Raw genomic sequence first — 22,146 nt, 5'->3', positions numbered from 1 at the left:
GAACCGGCGGTCCGCTCCATTCTTCCCGGTGGCCCCGCGTCCTAGGTTCGGCAGCGGAAAGTTGTTTGCCGCTACCGGAATACGTGGGGGACAGTGATGACCGTCAGGCTAGAACGACGTGACCAGCCGGAGGCGGTGTCACGGAAACCGTGGTGGCGAAGGCCTTGGGTCGCGCCGATGGCCGTCATCGTCGTGGTGTTCCTGGCCTTTTCGATGCCGCCGTATCTGGCGATGGACCCGGCGCGGTCGCAGGTTCCGCAGCCGCCGGGGTTCACCTCGCACTACTGGTTCCTCTCGGCGCACGTGCTGTTCGGCTCGATCGCGATGGTCTCCGCGTTGCTCCAGATCTGGCCGTGGTTCCGGGCGAAATACCCGGCGGTGCACCGGAAACTGGGCCGGGTGTACGTCTTCGCCGGGGTGCTCCCGGCCGGAGTGATGGCGCTGACCGTCGGCGCCATGAGCCCGTTCGGCCCCGCGACGCGGGTGGCCAACGTGCTGGCCGGGGTGCTGTGGCTGGCGTGCACGTTCGCCGGCTGGCGCGCCGCGAGGCAACGCCGGTTCGCTGATCACCGCCGCTGGATGATCCGCAGCTTCGCGCTGACCATGTCGATCATCGTCAGCCGGGTGGTCGGGCCGATCACGGTGATCACACTGCAGCCGCAGCTGGAGACGACTTTCGGCGGCAGCGAACTCGCCTTGACCCAATCGGTCGCCGCGATCACGGCCTGGCTGAGCCCGACCCTGGTCATCATCGCGACGCAGTGGTACCTGGATCGCCGCCCGGTTAAGAAGAAGCCAGCGATCGCGCGATGATCGTCCGCTGGACTTCGGAGGCGCCTTCGTAGATCCGCGGCGCGCGGACCTCGCGGTAGAGGTGTTCGAGCAGATGCCCTCGCCGCAGTGCCCGGGCGCCGTGGATCTGCACGGCCGAGTCGACGACGTACTGCGCGGTCTCGGTGGCGAACAGTTTCGCCATCGCGGCGCGGCCCGCGAGATTCCGCTCGCCCGCGTCGTACGCGGCCGCGGCGGCGTAGACGAGCAGGCGTGCGGCCTCGGTGCGGGTCGCCATTTCGGCGAGGGTGTGCGCCACGGTCTGCTGCTTCAGGAGCGGCCCGCCGAACGCCACGCGGGTCTGGGCGTGGGCGACCGCGGCGTCGAGCGCGGCCTGCGCCATCCCGACGGCGAACGCGCCGACACTCGGCCGGAACAGGTCCAGGGTCCGCATCGCGACACCGAAACCTCGGTCCTGCTCGCCGAGCAGTTCGTCCCGTTCCACGCGGACGCCGTCGAAGACCAGGGTGCCGATGGGGTGCGGGCTGACGAGGTCGAGGTGCTCACCCGACAGCCCGGCGCGGTCGGCGGGGACGACGAACGCGGAGACCCCGCGTGAACCCGCTTCCGGGGTGGTGCGGGCGAAAACGCTGTAGAAATCGGCCTCGGGGGCGTTGGAGATCCACATCTTCTCGCCGGTGAGCCGCCAGCCGTCGCCGTCGGGCTCGGCGGCGAGTTCCAGCGCAGCCGCGTCCGACCCCGCGTTCGGTTCGGTGAGCGCGAAAGCGGCGACGGCGTCGCCCGCGGCTACGGCGGGCACCCACTTCGAGACCTGCGAGTCCTGCCCGGACTGCAACACCGGATACGTGCCCAGCCCCTGGAGCGCCAACGCCGTCTCGGCTTCGGTGCTCTGGCTGGCCAGGGATTCCCGCAGGATGCAGAGATCCGTCGCGGCGGCCTCGCGGCTCGGGCTGCCGCCCTCGACGCCGGGGAACAGCCGGGAGAGCAGGCCGAGCGCGCCCATTTCCTTGAGCAGGGGCCGGTTTACCGCGTCTTCGGCGCCGGATTCGGCCAGCGGGCGGAGCTTTTCGGCGCCGAGCCGCCGGACTTCGTCGGCGAAGGCCTTTTGTTCGGGGCTCAGTGCGAAGGCGGTCATCGGTCGCTCCCAGGTCGCCAGCGGGCGTGCGCGGTGCCGGTTTCGCCGGAGCGCAGCAGTTCCAGCCGTGGTTTCGGACCGTCGGTACGGCCGCCCTGCGGCTTCCGGCTGCCCGCCGCGAACTGTTTAGGCCACGGCATCGGATAGCCCTGCTCGGCGGCGGCGTGCAATGTCCACTGTGGATCGTAAAGGTGGGTCCTGCCGAGGGCGCACAGATCCGCGCGGCCCGCCAGGATCAGCGAGTTGACGTCGTCGTAGGAGGAGATCGCGCCGACGGCGATCACCGCGATGCCGTACTCGCGGCCTATCTCGTTGCGGATCCGGTCCGCGTACGGCGTCTGGTAGCTGCGGCCGTACTCGGGTTTCTCCTCGCTGACGACCTGTCCGGTCGACACGTCGATACCGTCGGCCCCGTGCTCGGCGAACGCGCGGGCGATCTCGACGGCGTCGTCGACGTCGATCCCGCCGTCGTACCAGTCGGTCGCGGAGATGCGGACCGTCATCGGCCGCTCCGCCGGCCAGGCCGCGCGGACGGCGTCGAAGACTTCGAGCGGGAAACGCAGCCTGTTCTCCAGTGAGCCGCCGTATTCGTCGGTGCGCCGGTTGGTCAGCGGCGAGAGGAACGACGATAGGAGGTAGCCGTGCGCGCAGTGGAGTTCGAGGAGGTCGAACCCGGCGCGCGCGGCGGCTCGGGCGGACTCCGCGAACTGTTCGCGGATCTCTTGTAGCTCAGTGACCGTGAGCTCGCGCGGGGTCTGGTTCGCTTCGCTGTACGGGATCGCCGACGGCGCGCAGATCTCCCAGTTGCCTTCGGGGAGCGGCTGGTCGATGCCGTCCCACATCAGTTTCGTGGAGCCCTTGCGTCCCGAATGCCCCAGCTGGACACCGATGCGCGCGGGAGTGTGGCCATGGACGAAGTCGGTGACCCGCCTCCACGCCTGTTCTTGTTTCTCGGTGTACAGGCCGCCGCAGCCCGGGGTGATCCGGCCGGTTTCGGAAACGCAGACCATCTCCGTCATCACCAGCCCGGCGCCGCCGAGTGCCTTGCTTCCCAGGTGTACCAGGTGGAAATCGGTCGGGACGCCGTCTTCGGAGGAGTACATGTCCATCGGCGAGACGACGACACGGTTCGGCAGGTCCAGCTTCCCGATGCGGAACGGCTGGAACATCGGAGGCCGCACTTCGGAGTCCAAAGTGGACGCGAACCAGGTGTCCAGTTCGTCGGCGAACTCGGGATCGCGCAGCCGGAGATTGTCGTAGGTGACGCGGCGGCTGCGGGTGAGGATGTTGAACGCGAACTGCGCGGGATCCTGATGGGTGTACTGGCCCAGGTTCTCGAACCACTCCAGGCTCGCCTGCGCGGCTCGCTGGGTCGAGGTGACGACCGGCCTTCGTTCCGCCTCGTAGGCTGCCAAGGCACTGTCCATATCGGACTGTTCGTGCAGGCAGGCGGCGAGCGCGAGCGCGTCCTCCATGGCGAGCTTCGTGCCGGAACCGATGGAGAAATGTGCGGTGTGTGCCGCATCGCCGAGCAGGACGACGTTCTCGTGCCGCCAGGTCGCGCAGCGCACGGTGGCGAACGCGGTCCACTTCGAGTTGTTGGCGAACACCTGATGGCCGCCGAGGACGTCCGCGCACAGCTCGCGGATGACCTCGATCGATTTCTCGTCGCTCTCGCCCGGCGCCAGTGAAGTCGCGGCGATCTCGCCGAACGCGCGCTGCCAGACGTCCTCGTGCAGTTCGAGGATGAACGTGCTCGCGGTGTCGCTGTACGGATAGCCGTGGATCTGCATGATCCCGTGCGGGGTTTCGAGGACGTAGAACTTGAAGGCGTCGAACACGAGATCCGTGCCGAGCCAGATGTACTTGCAGCGCCTGGTCTGGAGGCTCGGCCGGAAACTGCCGGCGAAGGCCGCGCGAGTCGGGGAGTTGACGCCGTCCGCCGCGACGACGAGGTCGTACTCGGCACTGGCTTCGGCCGCGCTCGGCGCCTCGGTGCGGAAACGCACGTCCACGCCGAGCTCCGCGCAGCGTTCCTGGAGGATGCCGAGCAGCCGTTTGCGGCTCATCGCGGCGAACCCGTGCCCGCCGGAGGTGTGCACCGTGCCGCGGAAGTGGACGTCGATGTCGTCCCAGCGCGCGAACTCGCGGCGCATGGCGGCGTGGATCACCGGATCGGCGTGTTCGATCCCGCCGAGCGTCTCGTCGGAGAACACCACCCCGAACCCGAAGGTGTCGTCGGGCGCGTTGCGCTCCCAGACGGTGATCTCGTGCTCGGGATGGAGCTGTTTCGCCAGCGTGGCGAAGTAGAGCCCCGCCGGGCCGCCGCCTAACACCGCGATACGCACGTCGCTCAGGGTATGTCGCGGTATGTACGACCGTCAACGATACGGGATATGGTGACCCGTATGGAGCGCATCAACCCGCCCGAGCTCGGTCGCCCTTCCGGCTTCTCGCACGCCGTCGCCGCGACCGGGAGATTCGTCTTCCTCGCCGGTCAGACGGCATTGGACGAGGAGAACCGCATCGTCGGCGACGGCGTGGTCGAGCAGTTCGAACGCGCGCTGTCCAACCTGCTCACCGCGTTGCGCGCGGCGGGCGGGAAGCCGTCGGACCTGTGCAGCGTGACCATCTACATCGTCGACATGGACGACTACCGCGCCCACGCGCGCGAGATCGGCGCGGTGTGGAAACGGCTGGCCGGGAGCGAGTACCCCGCGATGGCGGGGATCGGCGTCAGCCGGCTTTGGGACGCGGAGGCACTGGTGGAGGTGCAGGGCTTCGCGGTGGTCTAGGGCAGCGTGCGCGAGACGTGCGCGGCCGCGGCCTCACCAAGCCGCGCGTGCAGCGTGAAGAACAGATCCGCCGCCCGGATCCCCGCCCAGCCCGGCGGCAGCAGTTCGGCGGGCAGGCCGGGGTCGAGATAGGGCAGCCGCCGCCAGTCGGTCAGCACGCGGACGTAGTCGGCGAACGCCTCGGTCTCGTCCGTGGTCTTGCGCCGCTGCCACCGCCGGAGCGCGGCCGCGTGCTCGTCGAGGAAGGCGGTGTACAGCGATTCGAGCTGATCGAGGTCCCACCAGTCACGGATCTTCTCCCGCACGTCGCCGAACGCGAGGTGCTCGGCGTGGAAGAGATCGGCGTAGCCCTCGAGTTCGAGCCGCCGGAGCATGTCAGACGTCGCGTCTCGCAGATGCGCGGGCGCGATCCAGACCCCGGACGACGCCGTCCCGAAGCCGAGCCGGGCCAGCTGTGTGCGAAGAACGTGCCTTTTGTGCCGTTCGGCTTCCGGGACGGAGAACACCGCGAGCAGCCAGCCGTCGCCGGGGGTGGCGCGTTCGCGGCGGAAGATCCGCTCGTCGCCCTCGCGCAGGATCGCCAGCGCGGTTTCGGAAAGTTCGTAGCCCGCGGCCCCGTTCCGGCGTACCGCGGAAAGGATCCCGCGCCGTTTCAGCCGGGAGATCGACGACCGGACGGCCGGTTCCTCGACGTCCACGCCGGCCAGCAGGTCGATCAGGGAACGGACGGAGAGCCAGCCGCCCTCGCCTCGGGAATAGAGGCCGTACACGGTCACGATGAGCTGGCGCGGTTGCGCCGTCCGCCCCGCGCCGTCGACTTCGGTTGCCTCCGACACGGCCGTCACCCGGTCACCATAACAACGACGATGTGCTGATGTTTCGGCCGTGACCGAAGCGTTCCGCACTTAGCGTCACGGTATGGACGATCCACTGATCGAAGCCCCCGTCCCGCCGGTGCCCCAGGACGTCGAGCCGGGAGGGGTCCGGTGGCTGCGGGCGAACGTCGCCCGGTTCAGCCGCCCGGAGGACCACACTCGACGGCGGGCACTGGTGCTCGCCGAGCTCGCGCCGATGGGATCCCTGCGGGACAAGGCTTTCGCGCTCGCCACGGAGATGCGGGACGGCCCGGTGGAACGCACCTTGTGGACGGTTCCGGTGGCCGTGCTGGCCGCCGAACTCGGCCTGCCGGACGTTTCCCGCGACGTCGCGACGGTTTCCGGTGCCTACCATCCGCACACGGAGATCGGGGCCGACGCCGAAGAGGCCATGCGGCGGCTGATCGAAACCTGCGGCGAAATCGACGAGCGGACGGCCGCGCGGATCGGGCTCCTCGTGCAGGCCTGTGACGCGACGGCCAAGCTGCTCGGCAAGGCGCTGGCCGCCCACCTGCCCGGTGAGGACGTCGAAGATCTGCTCGACCGGGTCCTGCGTGATGATCCACCGGTCCGGGTCACCCGGCGGTGGGCCGGCGGCGAAGTGGTCGAGGTGGACCTGAGGGAACGTCCGTTCGGAGCAGGGCCCAAGCGGTGCCCCGGGGAAACGCAGGCGCGGCAAGTGGCCGCGGGAATTCTCGACGCCCTCCTGTGCTAAGACTTACCCCGGTCATCTGGAACTGGGGAGTCTTTCGATGCTGTATTTCAATGGTTTCTTCGGCGTTCTCACGCTCGGTCTGTGGATCTTCTGCATCGTCGACGTGATCACCACGGACGAGGGATCGTGCCGCAACATGCCCAAGGGGATGTGGCTGCTGCTGGTGCTGCTCGTCCCGCTGATCGGCTCGATCGTCTGGCTGGTCGCCGGTCGCCCGCAGCATGCCGCCCGCGCCCCGCGCGGCCGCTTCGAGCGTGAGACGCCGGCGTTCCCGGAGTACGACCGGCCGGGCCGCTTCGCCGCGACGAGCGCCGAGGACGACGAAGAATTCCTGCGCAAGTGCCGGGAGCGCGCCGAAGAGCAGCGCCGCAAGGCCCGTGAAGGCTGAGTAGCCTCGGTATCGAAAAGATCGACACTGGAGGAAGAGTTGTCCGAAGCGCTCGACTGGAACAAGAACATCATCAAGGAGTTCCGCGAGAACGAGGGGAAGGTGGGCGGCCCGTTCGAGGGCGGCTCGCTGCTGCTCCTCACCACCACCGGGGCGAAGAGCGGCGAGCCTCGCACGTCGCCGCTCGCGTACGCGGAGGAGGACGGCAAGTACGTCGTCGCCGCGTCGTACGCCGGGGCGGACAAGAACCCGGCCTGGTACCACAACATCCTGGCGAACCCGAAGGTCACCATCGAGGTCGGCACGGAGAAGTTCGACGCGACCGCGACCGTCGTGCTCGAAGACCGCGCCGAGCGTGACCGGCTGTACGCGAAGATGGTCAGCCTGATGCCGGGCTTCGCCGACTACGAGAAGAAGACCGACCGGGTGATCCCGATCGTCACCATCTCGCGCTGACCCACCCCGCATTCAGTCCTCTGGATGCGGTACTTGCACACGCGACTACCGCATCCAGAGGACGAGACGCGGAAGGTCAGCGGGCGCCGGCTTCGACGGCTTCCGGGCGCTTGAGTTCGGCCTCGGCCGCGCGCAGTGCCTTGCGCTCCTGGCGGCGCGCGATCAGCTTCTTGCCGACGAGGATCATCGGCTGCTCGACCCAGCGGTGGATCAGGTCCGCGATCGCGAGCCCGACCGCGAACACGGTCAGCGCGCTGATCATCCGGTGCTGGCCCAGCGGCGGGATCGCCTCGACCACCACGAAGTGCACCGGGCCCTGCAGCAGGTAGAGCGAGTACGACCGCTCGCCGACGAACCGCATCACCTTCGTGGCCAGCAGCCACCGCAGCGGCCCCGGGGCCACGAGCACGACCAGCAACAGCGCGGAGAGAAGGCCGTAGGCGATCAGCAGCCCGAGGTTGCTGCCGGTCTCCCGCCACAGGCTTTCCATGTTGACGTGCAGCACGGCGAACGCGCCGAAAACCGGGATCGCCGCGAGCGGATGGGTCAGCGGTTTGACCACCGCGTAGGACCGGCGGTAGTGCATCGCGACCGCCAGCACGCAGCCGATCAGCAGGATCGCGTAGTGCACGGTCGACTCGTAGATCGGCACGTTCGGCCCGGGGACCCAGCCGCCGGTGACCCCCACCAGCCCGGCCATCACGGCGAACGCGGCGAAGGCCAGCGCGAGCTTGCGCCAGGCCGCGGCCAGCCCGACCGCCCCGGCGACCACCAGCAGGAACGGCCAGACCAGGTAGAACTTCTCCTCGATGCCCAGCGTCCACGAGCCGCTGAAGAAGTTGTCCGCGCCGTTCGGCTTGCTGCCGGGCAGGAACTCGTTGAAGAACGTCAGGTAGTACTTCAGCGCGTGCGGGAACTCGCGGGTGAAGAACTCGCCGCGAAGCCAGACGAACACGATGATCCCGCCGAGGATCACCAGGTACGGCGGCAGGATCCGGAACACACGCCGCAGGTAGAAGGCCGAAAGCGAGATCCGGCCGGTCCGGTCCTGTTCACGCAGCAGCAGCGTCGTGATCAGGAAACCGGACAGCACGAAGAAGATGTAGACACCGACCCAGCCGGACAGCCAGCTCCACTTCGGACCGGCGAAGTGGAAGAGGATCACGATGGTGGCCGCGATCGCGCGCAGGCCGTCGAGCGCGGGGAACCGGCGCATGGCGAGGAACTCGTCATGGTCCAAAGTGCGCACAGTGCCCCCTAATGGCGGTATCGGCCCGGAAGTATACGGGTGCCGTTCACTGCGCCTTCGCCCCGTGTCGAGGCCTGCTACCTGCGATTTTCGGAGATCACCCAGCGTCACGCGCCGGTTCGACGTTATGCGTCAGCCGGAACCGGTTCGCCGGGTCGACGGCCGCCTTGACCTCGGCGAGCCGCCGCAGATCGGCCGGGGAGTACACCTTGGACGCTTCCTCGCCCGCCCCGCTCTCGCCGTAGACGAAGGTCAGCAGTTTGCCGGTCGACCAGGGCTTCAGCGCGTCGAACAGCTTCGCGTGCGCGCTCCGGATCTCGGCGATCGAAGCGTCGTCCACCACGGACAGCGCCCGGACGGTGAAGCTCGCGTCACGGTCCCAGCCGACGCCGGGGTGCTCGGGCGCGTCGGACAGCGCGCCGCCGAGGAGGTCCAGCAGGAGGACGGTCGGCACCGGGGCGTCCGGGCCGGCGTGTTCGAGGATCGCGTCGAGCATCGTGTCGTTGAGTTCGGACACGGTGGCGTTGTCGGCGCGGTAGCCGTGCGGAAAGGGCGGCTCGTTCGCGATCTTGCCCGATTCGGTGAACGGGATCTCGGCGAGCGTGTCACCCAGCAGGGGGGCGGCGGCGCGCAGCGGGGCGACGAGGCGCTCACCCTCGGCGGCGTCGCCGAGATAGGCGACCCGGATCTGCGCGACGTGCTGTCCGCGCAGCGGCTCGGGCACCATCGGCAGATCCGGCATCGGGACCATGCCCAGCGACGACGTCATCTCGCGCGGCATCTCCGCCGCCCAGTCGCGCCAGGCGCGGAGCACCGCGGCCAGCGATCCGGTGCCGAACTGCAGGCTGCCGCCGTACAGCCGGGTGACCGGGACGAGCCGGAACTCCAGCGCGGTGACGATCCCGAAGTTGTCACGCCCGCCGCGCAGCGCCCAGAACAGGTCGCTTTCGGTGTCCGGGGTGGCGCGGCGGAGCTCTCCGCCGGCGGTCACCACCTCGATCGCGGTCACCTGGTCGGCGGCCAGGCCGTACTTGCGGCCGAGCAGGCTGAAGCCACCGCCGAGGGTGTAGCCGACGACGCCGACGCCGGGGAAGGAGCCGCTCAGCGGCGCGAGCCCGTGCTCCGCGGCCGCTTCGATCACCGCACCCCAGCGCACGCCCGCTTCGACCCGTGCGACGCCGTCCTCGATCCGGATCCCGGTCATCCGGTGGGTGGTGACGAGGACGCCGCCCACAAAGGGGACGCCCACGCCGTGCCCCGTCGAGTGGACGGCGATCGGGAGGTCGTGCTCGGCGGCGTGACGGACGGCCTCGACGACGTCGGCGGCCGAAGCGGCGGGCACGATGACGTCGGGACGGCGGGGCACTGCGGTCTGGAAACCGGCGAGTTCGTTGTCGTAATCCGGGTCGCCGGAGCGGAGCATCGTGGTCATGCCACCAGCGTGAGCCCGATTCGGCCAGAAGTCCAAGATCTGGTTTGTCTGGCAACTAGAATCATCGGTTATGGAACTGCGTCAGCTCGAATACTTCGTCGCGGTCGCCGAGGAAGCGAACTTCACCCGCGCCGCCGAGCGGCTGCACGTCGCGCAGCCCGGCGTCAGCGCCCAGATCCGCCGTCTCGAACGCGAACTCGGGCAGCCGTTGCTCGACCGGTCGGCCAGGGCGGTCCGGCTGACCGAGGTCGGCGCCGCCGCACTCCCGCACGCGCGGGCCGCGCTCGCCGCCGTCGCCGGGGTGCGGCAGGCGGTCGACGACCTCACCGGGCTGGTCCGCGGCCAGGTCGCGATGGGCATGGTGTCCTCGCGGGGCCCGGTCAACCTGCCGGATCTGCTCGCGCGCTTCCACGAGCGTCACCCGGCGGTCGACATCACGCTCGCCGAGGCGACCTCCGACATCCTGCTCGCGGGGGTCGCCGACGGCCGGTTCGACGTCGCGCTGATCGGGGTCTCCGGCGAGCCGCCGCCGGGGATCGGCCTGGAGGTCGTCCTCGACGAGCCGCTCGTCGCCGTCTCCGGGCCGGAGGATCCGCTCACCGGGCAGGCCACGATCACGCTGTCAGAGCTGGAAAGCCGGTCCCTGGTGAGCCTGCCGAAGGGCACCGGCATGCGCGCGATCGTCGACGCGGCGTTCCTCGCCGACGGCGCCCAGCCGAGGGTGACGCTGGAGGCGGGGGACCCGAACGTCGTCGCCGAACTGGTCGGGCGCGGGCTCGGCGTCGCCGTGGTGCCGATGTCGCTGGCGACGCACTACACGGACCTGCACGCCATGGAGATCACGCGGCCCGCCGGGCTGCGGGCGAAACTGGCGCTGGCCTGGCGGACGGAGGGGCCGGTCAGCCCCGCCGCCCGCGTGTTCATCAGTCAGGCACGGGCGTTGCTCGGGTTGTGAGTCGCCACAGCGTGGTCACCTCCCTCGCGTCGGCGCGCGGATGCCTCGGCCGGATGTCCTCCCTGCCAAGGACTTCGAGGCCGGACCGCTCGAACGCGGTGAGGAGTTCTCCGCGCGTGCGCAGCCCCAGCAGTTCGGCGAGGTCGGACAGGATCAGCCACGCCTCCCCGCCGGGTTCGAGGTGCCGGGGCAGCCGGTCGAGGAACGCCTTGAGCATCCGGCTTCCCGGGTCGTAGACGGCGCGTTCGAGCGGGGTGTTCGCCCGGGCGGGCAGCCACGGCGGATTGCAGACGATCAGCGGCGCGCGGCCGGGCGGGAACACGTCCGATTGGCGGGTTTCGATTCCGGTGAAACCCAGGCGTTGGAAGTTCTCCCGCGCGCAGGCGAGCGCGCGCGGCTCGTTGTCCGTCGCCACCACGCGCTCGACCCCTCGGTGCGCGAGGACCGCGGCGAGCACGCCGGTGCCCGTGCCGATGTCGAACGCCAGTTCCTTGGCGGGCAAGGGAGTTCTCGCCACCAGATCGACGTACTCGCCGCGGACGGGGGAGAAGACCCCGTGGTGCGGATGGATCTTCGCGCCGAGCGCCGGGATTTCGACGCCCTTCACCCGCCATTCGTGCGCGCCGACGATGCCCAGCAGCTCGCGCAAGGACACCAATGACGCGGTCTCGGAAGGTCCGAAGACCTCGGTGCACGCCTCGCGCACGTCCGGCCCGCGGCGCAACGGCAGGACGTGGCCGGAGTCCAGCGGGACCAGCAGCCTGCCGAGGATCCGCGCCCGGCGCGCGCGATGGTCCCGCTGGACCCGGAAGGGTTTCCCGGCCGCGGTACCGCAGCGCCGGGACATCGCGGCGAGCAGGTTCCGCGCGGCGTGGAAGTCGCCGTGCCAGGCGAGCCCGGTGCCTGCCGCGGCGAGCCGGAACGCCTCGTCGGCGGTGACGCGATCGTCGATCGTTACGACGGTGCGGGGCAGGTTCGTGCCGACGGTGGTCAGCCAGCGCCGACCACCGTCCATTGTGGACTGGGGGTTCATGTTTCCGTTCCTGGATCCGCCCGCGGCGAAGAGACCCCGCGGGCGTGGCTCGTCGGGGGACAAGGTCAGGAACGGCGGTTAGTGGACCACCGCGGCATGAACCGGTGTCGACACGAACCCGAGCCTACCGGAACGCGGCGGCGTGTTCGGCCGCCCAGACCTCGAAGTCCAGCCCCGGCCTGCCGGTGACGTCCTGGACGGTGGAGGTGACCTCCCCCGGTTTCGTCACCAGACCACGGAACCCGCCCAGCATCGTGTCGACGATGAAGTCCGGCATCTTGGTGAGCAACTCGGCGCGTGCCTCGTCGAGGGGGATCTCCTCCCAGCGCGCCGGACGGCCCGCGGCCTCGCCGATGATCCGGACCTGCTCGGCCTGCGTCATCGGACGGGTGCCGGTGAGCACGTACTTCGCCCCCGCGTGGCCGTCGCCGGTCAGCGCTTCGACGGCCACCGCGGCGATGTCCTTCTCGTGGATCAGCGGCATCGACGCCTCGCCGTACGCGCCGCGGACGACGCCGTCCGCGCGGATCGACGGCGCCCAGCCGAGGGTGTTGGCCGCGAAACCGTGCGGCCGCAGGAAAGTCCATTCCAGCCCCGTGGCCTCGATCGCCTCTTCGACGGTGCGATGCCAAGCGCCGATGGCGTTGTCCTGCTCCGTCAGGGAATCGTCGACGGCACCCGAGGACAGGAACACCACGCGCTTCACCCGTTCCCCGAGCAGTGAGACCGTGGGCACCAGCGCCTCGGCGGAACCGGCGAGCATCAGGAACACCGTGTCGACGCCGTCGAGCGCGGGCCTGATCGTTTCCGGGTTCGCCAGGTCACCGCGGAAGCCGTCCGGCGGCGGATTACGGCTCAGCGGCCGGACGGGGACGTCTCGCGCCCGCAATCGGCCGACTACCTGCGAGCCGACGTTGCCCGTCGCGCCGGCGACCAGGATCGGCTTCATGCCGCCACCGCCGAGAAGACCGGGCGGTACCGCTTGACCGACCCGCCCGACATCCCCGGGTAGGTCTGCACCTTCTTCCACGCGTCCGTCGTCCCGATGCCGTCGGCGCCGGGTGCCGCGAGCGCGGCGAGGTGGGCTTCGGCGCTGGTCCATTCGGCGTAGTTCAGCACGCGGGTCCCGTCGGTGCTCAGGTGGAAGAACCCCGAGATCCCGCCTTTGGGACGCGCGGGTTCGGACTCCAGCGCTTCGAAGACGAGGTCGATCCAGTCGCGTTGCCGCCGCTCGTCGGGTCCTTCGAACTCGACCGAGACGATCACGAGGCAGCCTGGCGCTCCTGCGCCGCGGTGGCCGCGGTAGAGGTGGAACACGGGCGCGCCGTCCAGCCCTTGGATGGCGTCTTCGCTGGTCCACTGCTCGTAGGTGAAGGCGCCGTCGTGGTCGATGCCTTCGTACGCGGTGAAGGAAACAAGTCCTTCGTGGCTCTTGAACGCCGCTCGCGCCGCGTCGGCGTCCGGCCATTCGCGCGCCACCACGACCGTCTCCCCGTCCGGTGTCGGCCAATGTCCCTTGTGGATGGTCATTTCGGAGGTCCCCTGTGCTGTCATGGCTCCAGCATGAAACTTAAACAAGGGTTCAAGTCAAGCTAGGATCGTGACCATGTCCGAACTGCCGTCCGAACTCACCATCGGCGAGCTGTCCCGGCGCAGCGGCGTCGCCACCTCCGCGCTGCGCTTCTACGAACGCCAGGGGCTGATCAGCAGCAGGCGGACCAGCGGGAATCAGCGCCGCTACCCGCGCAGCGCGCTTCGTCTCGTCGCGTTCATCCGCGCGTCGCACCACCTCGGCATCCCGCTGGAGGTGATCGGCGGCGTGCTCGATTTCCTGCCGGAGGGCGCCGCGCCGGATCAAGCGTTCTGGCAGCGGGCCTCCCAGTGCTGGAGCGCCGAGCTGAACAAGCGCATCGAGCAGCTGGAATGCATGCGGGACCGGTTCACCGAATGCATCGGCTGCGGCTGCCTGTCCTTCGAGCAGTGCGTGCTGGTGAACCCCGGTGACGTCCTCGCCGCCAAAGGGCCCGGGCCGGCGCGGCTGATCACGGACTGACCGCGGCCAGTTTCCGTTCCAGCAGCCGCCGTTCGGCGCTGTTCTCCGCTCGCGCGATCGCGGCCTCGTAGGCCCTCGCCGATTCTTCCGGCCTGCCGAGGCGGTGCAGCAGATCCGCGCGGATGGCGTGGTACAGGTGGTATTCCTCCAGGTCGAGGCCGTCGATCACGGCGAGCGCCGCTTCGGGCCCGTCCACTTCGGCGACCGCGACGGCCCGGTTGAGCGCGACGATCGGCGTCGGATTCGCCGCCAGCAGCAGGTCGTACAGCTGGACGATCTGCGACCAGTCCGTGCTCGCCGCGTCGGCGGCGTCGCTGTGGACGGCGTTGATCGCCGCCTGGATCTGGTACGGCCCCGGCTGGTTGCGCCGCAGGCAGGCACGGACCAGCGCCTGCCCTTCGGTGATCAGCTCTTGGTCCCACCGCGAGCGGTCCTGCTCCGCCAGCAAGACGACCTCGCCGCCGGTGCCGGTGCGGGCCGCGCGGCGCGACTCGGTGAGCAGCATCAGCGCCAGCAGCCCGGTGGCCTCCGGTTCGTCGGGCATGAGGGCGGTCAGCAGCCTGCCGAGCCGGATCGCTTCCGCGCACAGGTCTTCCCGCACCAGCCGGTCGCCCGACGTGGCCGTGTACCCCTCGTTGAACACGAGGTAGATCACGGCGAGCACCGAACGCAGCCGGTCCGGCAGGTCGGCGTCGTCCGGGACGCGGTACGGGATCTTCGCGGCGCGGATCTTGCCCTTCGCCCGGACCAGCCGCTGCGCCATCGTCGTTTCGGGGACGAAGAACGCGTGCGCGATCTCGCCGGTGGTCAGCCCGCCCAGCAGTTTCAGTGTCAGCGCGACCTGCGCGGTGATGGCCAGCGCGGGGTGGCAGCAGGTGAAGATCAGCCGCAAGCGGTCGTCGCGCACGGGACCCTCCTCCACCGGTTCGTCACTCGCGCTGATCAGCGCGGCCTGGGCGTGCTTGTCGTCGCGCGCGGCTTCCCGGCGCAACCGGTCGATGGCCTTGTTGCGGGCGGTCGTGATGATCCAGCCCGCGGGGCTGGGCGGTGGACCGCTGGACGGCCAGCGGTCCACCGCCTCGGCGAAGGCGTCCTGGACGGCTTCCTCGGCGATGTCGATGCTGCCGAAGACCCGGACCAGCACGGCCACGGCGCGGCCGTACTCCTCGGTGAAGACGCGTCCGATTTCCTCGGTGGTCACACGCACGAAGGACCTTCGTCGCCCTGGAACGGCCGGACCTCGACCGGAAGGTAGGTGATCTCGGTGACCCGCTTGCCCCATTCGAGCGCGGCGTCCAGATCCGGCGCCTCGATGATGGTGAACCCGCCGAGATGTTCCTTGCCCTCGACGTACGGGCCGTCGGTCATCGCGATCTCGCCGTTCTCCTTGGCCCGCAGGACGGTCGCCGTGGTCGGCGGGTGGAGACCACCGGCGAAGACCCAGACACCCGCGGCCTTCATCTCGTCGTCGAGCGCCTGGATCTTGCGCGCGATCGGCTCCAGGAACTCCGGCGGCGGAACGGGACCGTCGGGCTGGTACAGGCTGATCAGGTACTGGGTCATGGCGTCCTCCTGAAGTCGGAGCGGCTTGTCACCACCTACACGAAGAGCCTCCCGCCGATTCGACAGCCGGTGGGAATTATTTTTCGTGCGCACATCGTCGCAGGTCGTGCCGGGATCCCTGGGTGAGACAGGCCGCGATCCGGTGGACCTGCTGGCCGTAGCTTCGCCCCTTCAGCGCCTTCACGGCCCCGTTCCGGCCGACCTCGCACGGGTTGCCTTCGGTGCAGCGCTCGCCGTCACGGTTGTGGGTGTTGTTGATGCCCATGACCGTGTTCCCGTCGCGGGACAGCAGCACGGAACCGGAGTAGCCGGGCCCGCTCACGCAGGTGTCGCTCGGGGTGTAGCGAACCGCGTCGTCCTGCTGGTACTCGGCCTCGCGCAGGTGCGGCACCACCGCCTCGACGGTGCAGCTCGGCCGGCTGCTGGAGTAGGCCATGAGGAGCCGGTCACCGGCGCGCATCGGCTTGGTGGTCAGCCGGAAGACCTTCGCGCCCTCCCTGGCCAGTTGCGCGTAGGTCTTGTCCAGCCGGTACAGCGCGATGTCGGTGCCTGTCATGGTCGCGTAGACCAGCCGGGTGGCGCGGGCGCTGGTCTTCGGATAGCCCTCCCGATCGGCGATGGTGACCGGACGCGGCAGGTCGGCGGGCCGGTCGAGCAGGGCCTTCCCCGGTGCGGGCCGCCCGCTCGGCACACAGTGGCCGTTGGTCAGTGCCAGCGCCGGGTCATCGGGACGCGCGGTGGCGGCGCGCACCACCGCGCCCTTGCAGTCGCCCACCTCGGCCGTGCCCTCCACGTTCGGGACCGGGGTGTCCGGGGGAACGTCGGTGCCGGTCACGATGCCGTTGATCCAAGCGGCGTTCTTCGAGACGTCGGTGTACATGTCGGGGAAGTCGGCGCCCCTGATGCCGGGGCCGATGACCGTTCCGGCCAGCGCCCAGCCGTCGCCCGAGCGGATCAAGGCCGGTCCGCCGGAGTCCGTCGTGCCCGGGCCGACGGGCGGCTCGGCGCGGCCGACGCACAACGGCAGGGTGTGCCCGTCGTCGTCCCAGCACCGGTCGAGCGGCACGACCTCCGTGTTCGCCTCGCGGAGCTTGCTGGGGAAACACTTCGGGTCCTTGAAGTCGTCGCAGCCGGTCGCCGCCGCGCCCCAGCCGAGGATGCGGACCGGGGTGCCGGCGGCGGGAGTGGCCCCGGCGAGCCGGATGGGCTTGGCGCGCACCGGGTTTCGCAGATGCAGGATCGCGATGTCCTCGCCGGCCGGGTCGTACGAGTTGTGGCGCCGGTAGAACTTGTCGACCTCGGTGACCTCACCGCCGGTGGTGGTGTCCAGCGAACCGACGCGGACCTTCCAGCCGCGGGGGACCCCGGCCGTCGAACCGGTCGGGGTGTTGGCGCAATGGCCGGCCGTGACCGCCCACTGGGGCGCGATGAGCACCGCCCCGCACCGGTGTCCGTCCGGGCGGGGTGCGTCGTACTGCAGGGAGACCATGAAGTCGTAGGGCGTGGTGGACTCGGTGCCGCCGATGACGGCCGACGCGGGGGCCGCGGTCGCCGTCATCAAGACCAGCGCGAGCGCGAGGGATCGGATTCGCATACGGATCACGCTGGCCGGTCGGTGTCCGCGGAACTCGATGAGCGCGTAACAGTTCCGTGCGCGGCTTGACTGGTACTGCCAGACCCAGGTTGCACAGACCGTGCCATCTCCTGGGAGAGGCCGGTTTTCTGGACTTGTCACCACGAGTCCACTTAGGAGAAACAGAGATGACGAACTCGCACGCGAACAGGGTCGCCGTCGTCACCGGAGCGTCCAGCGGGATCGGCGAGGCGGCCGCTCGGCGGCTCGCCGCCTCCGGTGCTTCGGTCGCGCTGATCGCCCGCCGGGCCGATCGGCTGGAAACGCTGGCCAAGGAGATCGAGGCCGGCGGCGGTACCGCGCTCGTGCTCGCCGTCGACGTCGCCGACGCCGCGGCGATGCGGGCCGCGGCGGCCGAGGTCGAAGCGAAACTGGGCCGCGCGGACCTCCTGTTCAACAACGCCGGCGTGATGCTGGCCGCGCCGATCGACGAACTCGCCACCGAGGACTGGCAGCGCATGATCGACGTCAACCTGACGGGCCTGATGAACGCGATCGGGGCGTTCGTGCCGCATCTCGTCGCTTCGGCGGCCGAGAAGGGCGTCGCGGACCTGGTGAACACCTCGTCCATCGGCGCGCAGGCCGTCTTCCCGTCCTTCGCCGTGTACGTCGCCTCGAAGGCCTACGTGACGCACCTGTCGAAGAACCTTCGCGCCGACCTCGGGCCGAAGGGCGTTCGGGTCGCGGCGATCGAGCCGGGCCTGGTCGAGACCGAACTGCAGGGGCACGTCACCGACGCCGGCGCTCTGCAGTGGCTGGACGGCGTGCGCGAATCGCTGACCTGGCTGAAGCCAGAGGACATCGCCGAGACCGTGGCGTTCCTGACCTCGCTCCCGGCGCGGGTGAACCTGCAGCAGGTCACCGTGATGCCCACGGCGCAGGTCTGATCACGGGAACAGGATCCGGGCGATCGCGCGGGCGGCCTTGTCCGGATCCTCCTGGAGCTCGGCGCGCAGCGCGCCGGTGAGCCACAGGTTCGCGAAGCCGTGCATCAACGACCACGCGGCGACACCGGCCATCGCGTCTTCGCTGACCGATGCCGCGCCGCTGGTCAGCAGGGCTCCCGCACGGTCACGGGCGGCGGTCAGCGCCGCGTCGTCCTCGCGGTGGAGTTCGGGGCGGAACATCACCTCGAAATGCGCGCGATGCTCGATCGCGAAGCGCACGTACGCCACCCCGACCTCGACGAAATCCCGATCGCTCTCGGCCGCGAGCGCGTCCGCGAGCAGGTCGAACCCCTCGGCCGCCAGCGCGGTCAGCACCCCGGCCTTGTCGCCGAAATGGTGGACCGGCCCGGCGTGCGAGACCCCCGCGCGCCGGGCGAGGTCGCGGAGGCTGATCCCCGCCGGGCCGTGTTCGGTGACGGCCGCGACGGCGGCGTCGAGCACGGCCCGGCGGAGGTCACCGTGGTGATACGGACTCATGCCGATGAATCTAGTCATTGACAAGATGACCCGCAACAGCACATCTTGTCAGTGGAAAGATTTACCTTGGTCGGAAGGCATGGTCATGGATCCCGGTCTCGCACCCGTTCTGATGCTGATCGCCGTCACGGCGACGTTGTTCCTGCTGGGCGTCTTCGGCGTCCAGCGGTTCAAGCCCTGGCCCGTCGCGGTGCGCGGCGGTGTCGCGGCACTGTTCGTCACCACCGGTCTCGCGCACTTCATCGGCATGCGCGAGGAACTCATCGCGATGGTTCCGCCCGTGCTGCCCGCGCCGGGATTGCTGGTGACCGTCACCGGTGTCCTCGAACTCGCGGGCGCCGCGGGCGTTCTGTGGTCGCGGACGGCGCCGTGGGCGTCCGCCGGGCTGACGCTGTTGTTGCTGGGGATGTTTCCGGCGAACGTGTACAAGGCGCTGCACGGACCGGTGACTTCGACGATGGACGAACTGGTGCCGCGGAGCCTGATGCAGGTGGTCTTCCTCGCCGCGACGGTGTCGCTGGTGGTGTATTACGCGCGTACTCCGGACAGACCCTTTGCCCAAAGGAGACCTTAAGTCTTTCCCAAGTTCGGGCCCCGCTCCCGGAAACGGCACTACCCTCTGAGAATGAAGATCTCATTGTGGATCGGATTCTGTGGGCTGTGCATCCTCGCCGGGCACATGCTTCTCGGTGCGGTCGGTGTCGTACTGCTGATGAGCTGTCTTCCGGCGGGGCGCGAACACGAATCCGGTGGCGGAAAAGGGAAAACGTCCGCGCGGCTGGCCTGAACTCAGCCCAGTGCGCTCACGAAGGCGAGCGCGCCGAGAACCGGAACGGCGATCGCCGTGAGCATCATCGTCCGGCGGTTCGGTTTGGGACTTTCCAGTAATGCCCGGATGCCGGCCGGAACCAACGCGACACAAAGTCCGGCGGTGCCGATGATCGACACGAATTCGGTACCTTTCAGAACACCGAGCGGCAGAAGCCCCATCGTCGCCATCCCGATCGACCCGGCGACGCCCAGCACTTTCGCCCGATAGGCGGCGAAAGCGAGCACGTACCAGCCGAACATGATCGTGAACGACAGAAAACTGAACAAATGCAGGTCCTGATACGACTCGCTGACCACGCTCTCGGCGAACCCGGCGCCGCGGCGTTCGGCGAGTCCCAGCGCCGCCTGGTCGATCCCCGCGTGGAAGGTCCGCTCGAAGAGTCCAAAAAGGACGAACAGGCCGCCCCAGGCGGCCAGCGCGGGTTTCGTGCGGCCGATCTTCGTGGCGAGCGCGACGATCGCGGGCCACAGCAGGACGTTGCCCGCCAGGAAACACGTGTACGCGGCGGTCATCAGGGTCGGATGCACGCTCATCGCTTTGAGCTGGCTCGGGAAGAAGAAGTCGAAGGGCGACCTGAGCAGCGTTCCGGTGAGCAGCAGGAGCGGGCCGAGGACCATCGAGACCGCGGCGACGCGGCGGCCGGGGAAGACGTAGTCGGTTTCCATACCCGGTGAGCCTGCCGTGCGCGGTGGTGGCGCGGATCGGATCACGGTCCGGTCTTCGGGCTCAGACCTTGGGTGGATTCTCGTGGGGCGGTCTTTTGCGATGGGCTGTGTCGGTTCTTGGCCGGTGGATCGCTGTGGCCTCGGGGTATCTGGGGCGATCGCTGTCGGGTGGGTGGGTTGTTGCCGGGTTTTGGCGATGCCGGTGGACGGCGGTTCGGTGTTTGGTGAACGGTCGGGGCGTGAATGGCTGTCGCCGGTTTTCGGCTACGTGATGGGTACGGTGACGCGCGGTGTCTGGAGGGCTCGCTGTCGCGTGGGTGGGCTGTCGCCGGTTTTCGGCGAGGCCGGGAGACTGCGGTTCGGTACTTGGTGAACGGTCGGGGGTGTGAACGGTCGTCGCCGGCTTTTGGCTACGTGATGGGTGCGGTGACGTGCTGTGTCTGGAGAGCTTGCTGTGGCGTGGGTGGGTTGTTGCCGGTTTTCGGCGAGGCCGGTGGACCGCCGTTCAGTACTTGGCGAACGGTCGGGTGTGAACGGCTGTCGCCAGTTTTCGGCTACGTGACGGGGCGGCGACGCGCGGTGTCTGGAGGGCTCGCTGTCGCGTGGATGGGCTGTCGCCGGTTTTCGGCAAGGCCGGGTGACTGCGGTTCGGTACCTGGTGGACGATCTGCGCGCGAGCGACCCTCGCCGGTTTTCGGCTACGTGATGGGTGCGGCAACGCGCGGTGTCTGGAGAGCTTGCTGTCGCGTGGGTGGGCTGTCGCCGGTTTTCGGCAAGGCCGGGAGACAGCGGTTCAGTACCTGGCCGACGATCAGCCCTCGCCGCTTTCCAATCGCACGGCGGTAGCCCTCCGGCTGGCGACTTTGCCTCAGGTCGTCGTCGTTTCCGGCACTTCCGCCTAGAACGGCGGCGGTTCATCGGATCCGGGCACCGGCGGTCGGGGTTGGTGAAGCGGGGGTGAAGTACTGGTGTGGCTCTGTCCGGTCGGCGTGGTGATGGTGAGGGTGCCGTCAGAGGCGAGCTGGTAGGTCCAGCCGGGTTCGTCCTTGAGGCGGTGATCTCTTCGGCAGAGGTCGATCAGTTCGTCGGCATTGGTGTGCCCACCGTGTTGCCAGGGCAGCGAATGGTCGATATCGCAGGCCTGGGCCGGACGGTGACAGCCGGGTCTTCGGCATTCCCGGTCCCGGACCCGCACGAACTCGCCAAGGCCCGCGCTGGGGCGGTAGCGGTCGCGACCGAGGTCGAGGACCTGCCCGGACAGCGGGTCGGTGATGATCCGCCGCAACACGGCATCGGGGCCCGTGGCGATGTGCCGGGCCAGCGCGGCGGGGACGGTGCCGTGTCCAGCCAGCTCCGCCGGGTCGTTGTTGAGGCCGAGATAGGTGAACAGGTCCATGTACAGGAACACTTCGGTGCGTTCGCTGGTGCCGCCTTGGCCGCCGAGCAGGAGGTCGAGGGCGACGTCGGCGCGGAGTTGGTCAAGGGTGCGGGATTCGTCCTTGGTGTTGAGCGCCCGCGCCGCGCGGTCGATCCGCTGGTAGGCGGCCGCCGCCTTCTCGACTGGGGCGTCCTCGACCTCGATCGACGCGACCCCGGTCTCACCGTGGCGGAGGGTGAGGCGACGGCCTTCGCGATGCTGCTGGGCGCGTTTGCCGGCGCCGTCGGGATCGATGGTGTTCGCCGCGTGGTTGGCGGCCTTCCGGATCTGCTCGGGGTTCTTGTCCGCGATCCGGTCTTCCAGTAGCGCGTCGACGGCACGGGCGTCGTCATCGGACAGCCAGGCCGTGGCGGTGGCGACTTTCATCGCACCGAACCCACTGAGCCTCCCTTGGTCCATAAGGGACAGAGTGCGGGGAAGGCGGGTGATCACCGCGTCGGCGGTGGCGACCAGCGCTCCGGCGTGATTGTCCGTGACAGACAACGCGAAGGCCACCTCCTGCGTGACACTGCGGGCGCCGTCACGGTGCCGGTTCAGCTGGGCCAGCGCCCGGAACCGAACCGCCTCCAGCCGTGCGATCCAGGCCGACGCGGCCTGTGCGAGCGCGACGGAATCCTTGTCGTCCAACAAATCGACGGCAGCGTTCACCGCCGCCAGCAGCTCGGTGCCGGTGAGGTTTTCGAGAAGCGCCACAGGCGCGGAATGTGTGTCCA

Annotated in this window: 24 protein-coding genes; 10 read left to right on the top strand and 14 right to left on the bottom strand. The window is 69.3% G+C overall.

All coding sequences use genetic code 11. The features are described 5' to 3' along the window. Positions 1–177 precede the first annotated feature (177 nt). The gene (locus tag H4W30_RS17025) at positions 178–813 is read left to right on the top strand and encodes a DUF2306 domain-containing protein (protein ID WP_192744137.1); all 636 of its coding nucleotides are present in this window, start codon (positions 178–180) and stop codon (positions 811–813) included. Here the strand turns inward: H4W30_RS17025 and H4W30_RS17020 are convergent. Together H4W30_RS17020 and H4W30_RS17015 are read right to left on the bottom strand one after the other, a co-directional pair. Next, a complete protein-coding gene (locus H4W30_RS17020; RefSeq protein WP_192743690.1) occupies positions 785–1,927 on the bottom strand; it encodes an acyl-CoA dehydrogenase family protein in 1,143 nt (380 codons plus the stop codon). The genes H4W30_RS17025 and H4W30_RS17020 overlap by 29 nt on opposite strands. Continuing rightward, the gene (locus H4W30_RS17015) at positions 1,924–4,275 is read right to left on the bottom strand and encodes a bifunctional salicylyl-CoA 5-hydroxylase/oxidoreductase (protein ID WP_192743689.1); all 2,352 of its coding nucleotides are present in this window, start codon (positions 4,273–4,275) and stop codon (positions 1,924–1,926) included. Before H4W30_RS17015 ends, H4W30_RS17020 begins: the two co-directional genes overlap by 4 nt. Before the next feature lie 48 nt (positions 4,276–4,323). On the opposite strand from H4W30_RS17015, the gene H4W30_RS17010 reads away from it, so the two are divergent. Continuing rightward, entirely contained in the window at positions 4,324–4,722 is a 399-nt protein-coding gene (locus tag H4W30_RS17010) for a RidA family protein (protein WP_192743688.1), read from the top strand. Here H4W30_RS17010 and H4W30_RS17005 read toward each other — a convergent pair. Then, complete coding sequence (locus H4W30_RS17005; RefSeq protein ID WP_192743687.1) at positions 4,719–5,567, bottom strand: PaaX family transcriptional regulator; 849 nt, start codon at positions 5,565–5,567, stop codon at positions 4,719–4,721. The two genes, H4W30_RS17010 and H4W30_RS17005, sit on opposite strands and share 4 nt — an antisense overlap. 73 nt (positions 5,568–5,640) lie before the next feature. Between H4W30_RS17005 and H4W30_RS17000 the strand changes: the two genes are divergently transcribed. The 3 genes from H4W30_RS17000 to H4W30_RS16990 are packed head-to-tail and all read left to right on the top strand — an operon-like array spanning position 5,641 to position 7,156. After that, complete coding sequence (locus H4W30_RS17000) at positions 5,641–6,312, top strand: cytochrome P450 family protein (protein ID WP_192743686.1); 672 nt, start codon at positions 5,641–5,643, stop codon at positions 6,310–6,312. Positions 6,313–6,349: 37 nt separating this feature from the next. Beyond that, positions 6,350–6,700 carry a PLDc N-terminal domain-containing protein gene (locus H4W30_RS16995; protein WP_034305851.1) on the top strand — a complete coding sequence of 117 codons (351 nt, stop codon included), beginning with the start codon at positions 6,350–6,352 and terminating at the stop codon, positions 6,698–6,700. Positions 6,701–6,739: 39 nt separating this feature from the next. Next, positions 6,740–7,156, top strand: a complete 417-nt coding sequence (locus H4W30_RS16990) for a nitroreductase family deazaflavin-dependent oxidoreductase (protein WP_192743685.1) — start codon at positions 6,740–6,742, stop codon at positions 7,154–7,156. Between the two features lie 76 nt (positions 7,157–7,232). Here the strand turns inward: H4W30_RS16990 and H4W30_RS16985 are convergent, their stop codons facing one another. Together H4W30_RS16985 and H4W30_RS16980 are read right to left on the bottom strand one after the other, a co-directional pair. Continuing rightward, entirely contained in the window at positions 7,233–8,405 is a 1,173-nt protein-coding gene (locus H4W30_RS16985; protein ID WP_192743684.1) for an acyltransferase family protein, read from the bottom strand. Positions 8,406–8,502: 97 nt separating this feature from the next. Then, a complete protein-coding gene (locus tag H4W30_RS16980; protein ID WP_192743683.1) occupies positions 8,503–9,837 on the bottom strand; it encodes an FAD-binding oxidoreductase in 1,335 nt (444 codons plus the stop codon). 70 nt (positions 9,838–9,907) lie between these two features. Here H4W30_RS16980 and H4W30_RS16975 point away from each other — a divergent pair, with 70 nt between their 5' ends. Continuing rightward, positions 9,908–10,792 carry a LysR substrate-binding domain-containing protein gene (locus H4W30_RS16975; RefSeq protein ID WP_192743682.1) on the top strand — a complete coding sequence of 295 codons (885 nt, stop codon included), beginning with the start codon at positions 9,908–9,910 and terminating at the stop codon, positions 10,790–10,792. On the opposite strand, the gene H4W30_RS16970 is transcribed toward H4W30_RS16975, so the two are convergent. From H4W30_RS16970 to H4W30_RS16960, 3 genes are all read right to left on the bottom strand, one after another. Next, entirely contained in the window at positions 10,761–11,825 is a 1,065-nt protein-coding gene (locus H4W30_RS16970; RefSeq protein WP_192743681.1) for a methyltransferase, read from the bottom strand. The two genes, H4W30_RS16975 and H4W30_RS16970, sit on opposite strands and share 32 nt — an antisense overlap. Before the next feature lie 124 nt (positions 11,826–11,949). Further along, complete coding sequence (locus H4W30_RS16965; protein ID WP_192743680.1) at positions 11,950–12,774, bottom strand: NAD(P)H-binding protein; 825 nt, start codon at positions 12,772–12,774, stop codon at positions 11,950–11,952. Continuing rightward, on the bottom strand, positions 12,771–13,379 hold the full coding sequence (locus H4W30_RS16960; protein WP_225949365.1) for an antibiotic biosynthesis monooxygenase: 609 nt from the start codon (positions 13,377–13,379) through the stop codon (positions 12,771–12,773). The genes H4W30_RS16965 and H4W30_RS16960 overlap by 4 nt, the downstream gene beginning before the upstream one ends. 52 nt (positions 13,380–13,431) lie before the next feature. Between H4W30_RS16960 and soxR the strand changes: the two genes are divergently transcribed. After that, positions 13,432–13,878 carry a redox-sensitive transcriptional activator SoxR gene (soxR, locus tag H4W30_RS16955; protein ID WP_126730613.1) on the top strand — a complete coding sequence of 149 codons (447 nt, stop codon included), beginning with the start codon at positions 13,432–13,434 and terminating at the stop codon, positions 13,876–13,878. Here the strand turns inward: soxR and H4W30_RS16950 are convergent. The 3 genes from H4W30_RS16950 to H4W30_RS16940 form a co-directional block, all read right to left on the bottom strand. Further along, on the bottom strand, positions 13,868–15,085 hold the full coding sequence (locus H4W30_RS16950) for an RNA polymerase sigma factor (RefSeq protein WP_192743679.1): 1,218 nt from the start codon (positions 15,083–15,085) through the stop codon (positions 13,868–13,870). The two genes, soxR and H4W30_RS16950, sit on opposite strands and share 11 nt — an antisense overlap. Next, positions 15,076–15,441 (bottom strand): YciI family protein, encoded by a 366-nt coding sequence (locus H4W30_RS16945; RefSeq protein ID WP_192743678.1) that lies wholly within the window; start codon positions 15,439–15,441, stop codon positions 15,076–15,078. The genes H4W30_RS16950 and H4W30_RS16945 overlap by 10 nt, the downstream gene beginning before the upstream one ends. Positions 15,442–15,517: 76 nt before the next feature. Continuing rightward, entirely contained in the window at positions 15,518–17,035 is a 1,518-nt protein-coding gene (locus H4W30_RS16940) for a trypsin-like serine protease (protein ID WP_192743677.1), read from the bottom strand. A gap of 167 nt (positions 17,036–17,202) precedes the next feature. Here H4W30_RS16940 and H4W30_RS16935 point away from each other — a divergent pair, with 167 nt between their 5' ends. Then, on the top strand, positions 17,203–17,961 hold the full coding sequence (locus H4W30_RS16935) for an SDR family oxidoreductase (protein WP_192743676.1): 759 nt from the start codon (positions 17,203–17,205) through the stop codon (positions 17,959–17,961). Here H4W30_RS16935 and H4W30_RS16930 read toward each other — a convergent pair whose 3' ends face one another. Next, the gene (locus tag H4W30_RS16930; RefSeq protein ID WP_192743675.1) at positions 17,962–18,498 is read right to left on the bottom strand and encodes a TetR/AcrR family transcriptional regulator; all 537 of its coding nucleotides are present in this window, start codon (positions 18,496–18,498) and stop codon (positions 17,962–17,964) included. Positions 18,499–18,577: 79 nt separating this feature from the next. On the opposite strand from H4W30_RS16930, the gene H4W30_RS16925 reads away from it, so the two are divergent. Beyond that, positions 18,578–19,072 (top strand): DoxX family protein, encoded by a 495-nt coding sequence (locus tag H4W30_RS16925; protein ID WP_192743674.1) that lies wholly within the window; start codon positions 18,578–18,580, stop codon positions 19,070–19,072. Positions 19,073–19,123: 51 nt separating this feature from the next. Then, a complete protein-coding gene (locus tag H4W30_RS16920) occupies positions 19,124–19,285 on the top strand; it encodes a hypothetical protein (RefSeq protein WP_192743673.1) in 162 nt (53 codons plus the stop codon). Between the two features lie 2 nt (positions 19,286–19,287). Here the strand turns inward: H4W30_RS16920 and H4W30_RS16915 are convergent, their stop codons facing one another. Both H4W30_RS16915 and H4W30_RS16910 read right to left on the bottom strand, forming a co-directional pair. Next, positions 19,288–19,995, bottom strand: a complete 708-nt coding sequence (locus tag H4W30_RS16915; RefSeq protein ID WP_192743672.1) for a hypothetical protein — start codon at positions 19,993–19,995, stop codon at positions 19,288–19,290. A gap of 898 nt (positions 19,996–20,893) precedes the next feature. Then, positions 20,894–22,126 carry an HNH endonuclease signature motif containing protein gene (locus H4W30_RS16910; RefSeq protein ID WP_192744135.1) on the bottom strand — a complete coding sequence of 411 codons (1,233 nt, stop codon included), beginning with the start codon at positions 22,124–22,126 and terminating at the stop codon, positions 20,894–20,896. Positions 22,127–22,146 lie beyond the last annotated feature (20 nt).

The organism is Amycolatopsis roodepoortensis (genome assembly GCF_014873915.1).
Classification (GTDB): Bacteria; Actinomycetota; Actinomycetes; order Mycobacteriales; family Pseudonocardiaceae; genus Amycolatopsis; species Amycolatopsis roodepoortensis.
This window is presented reverse-complemented; position numbering and strand designations above follow the sequence as displayed.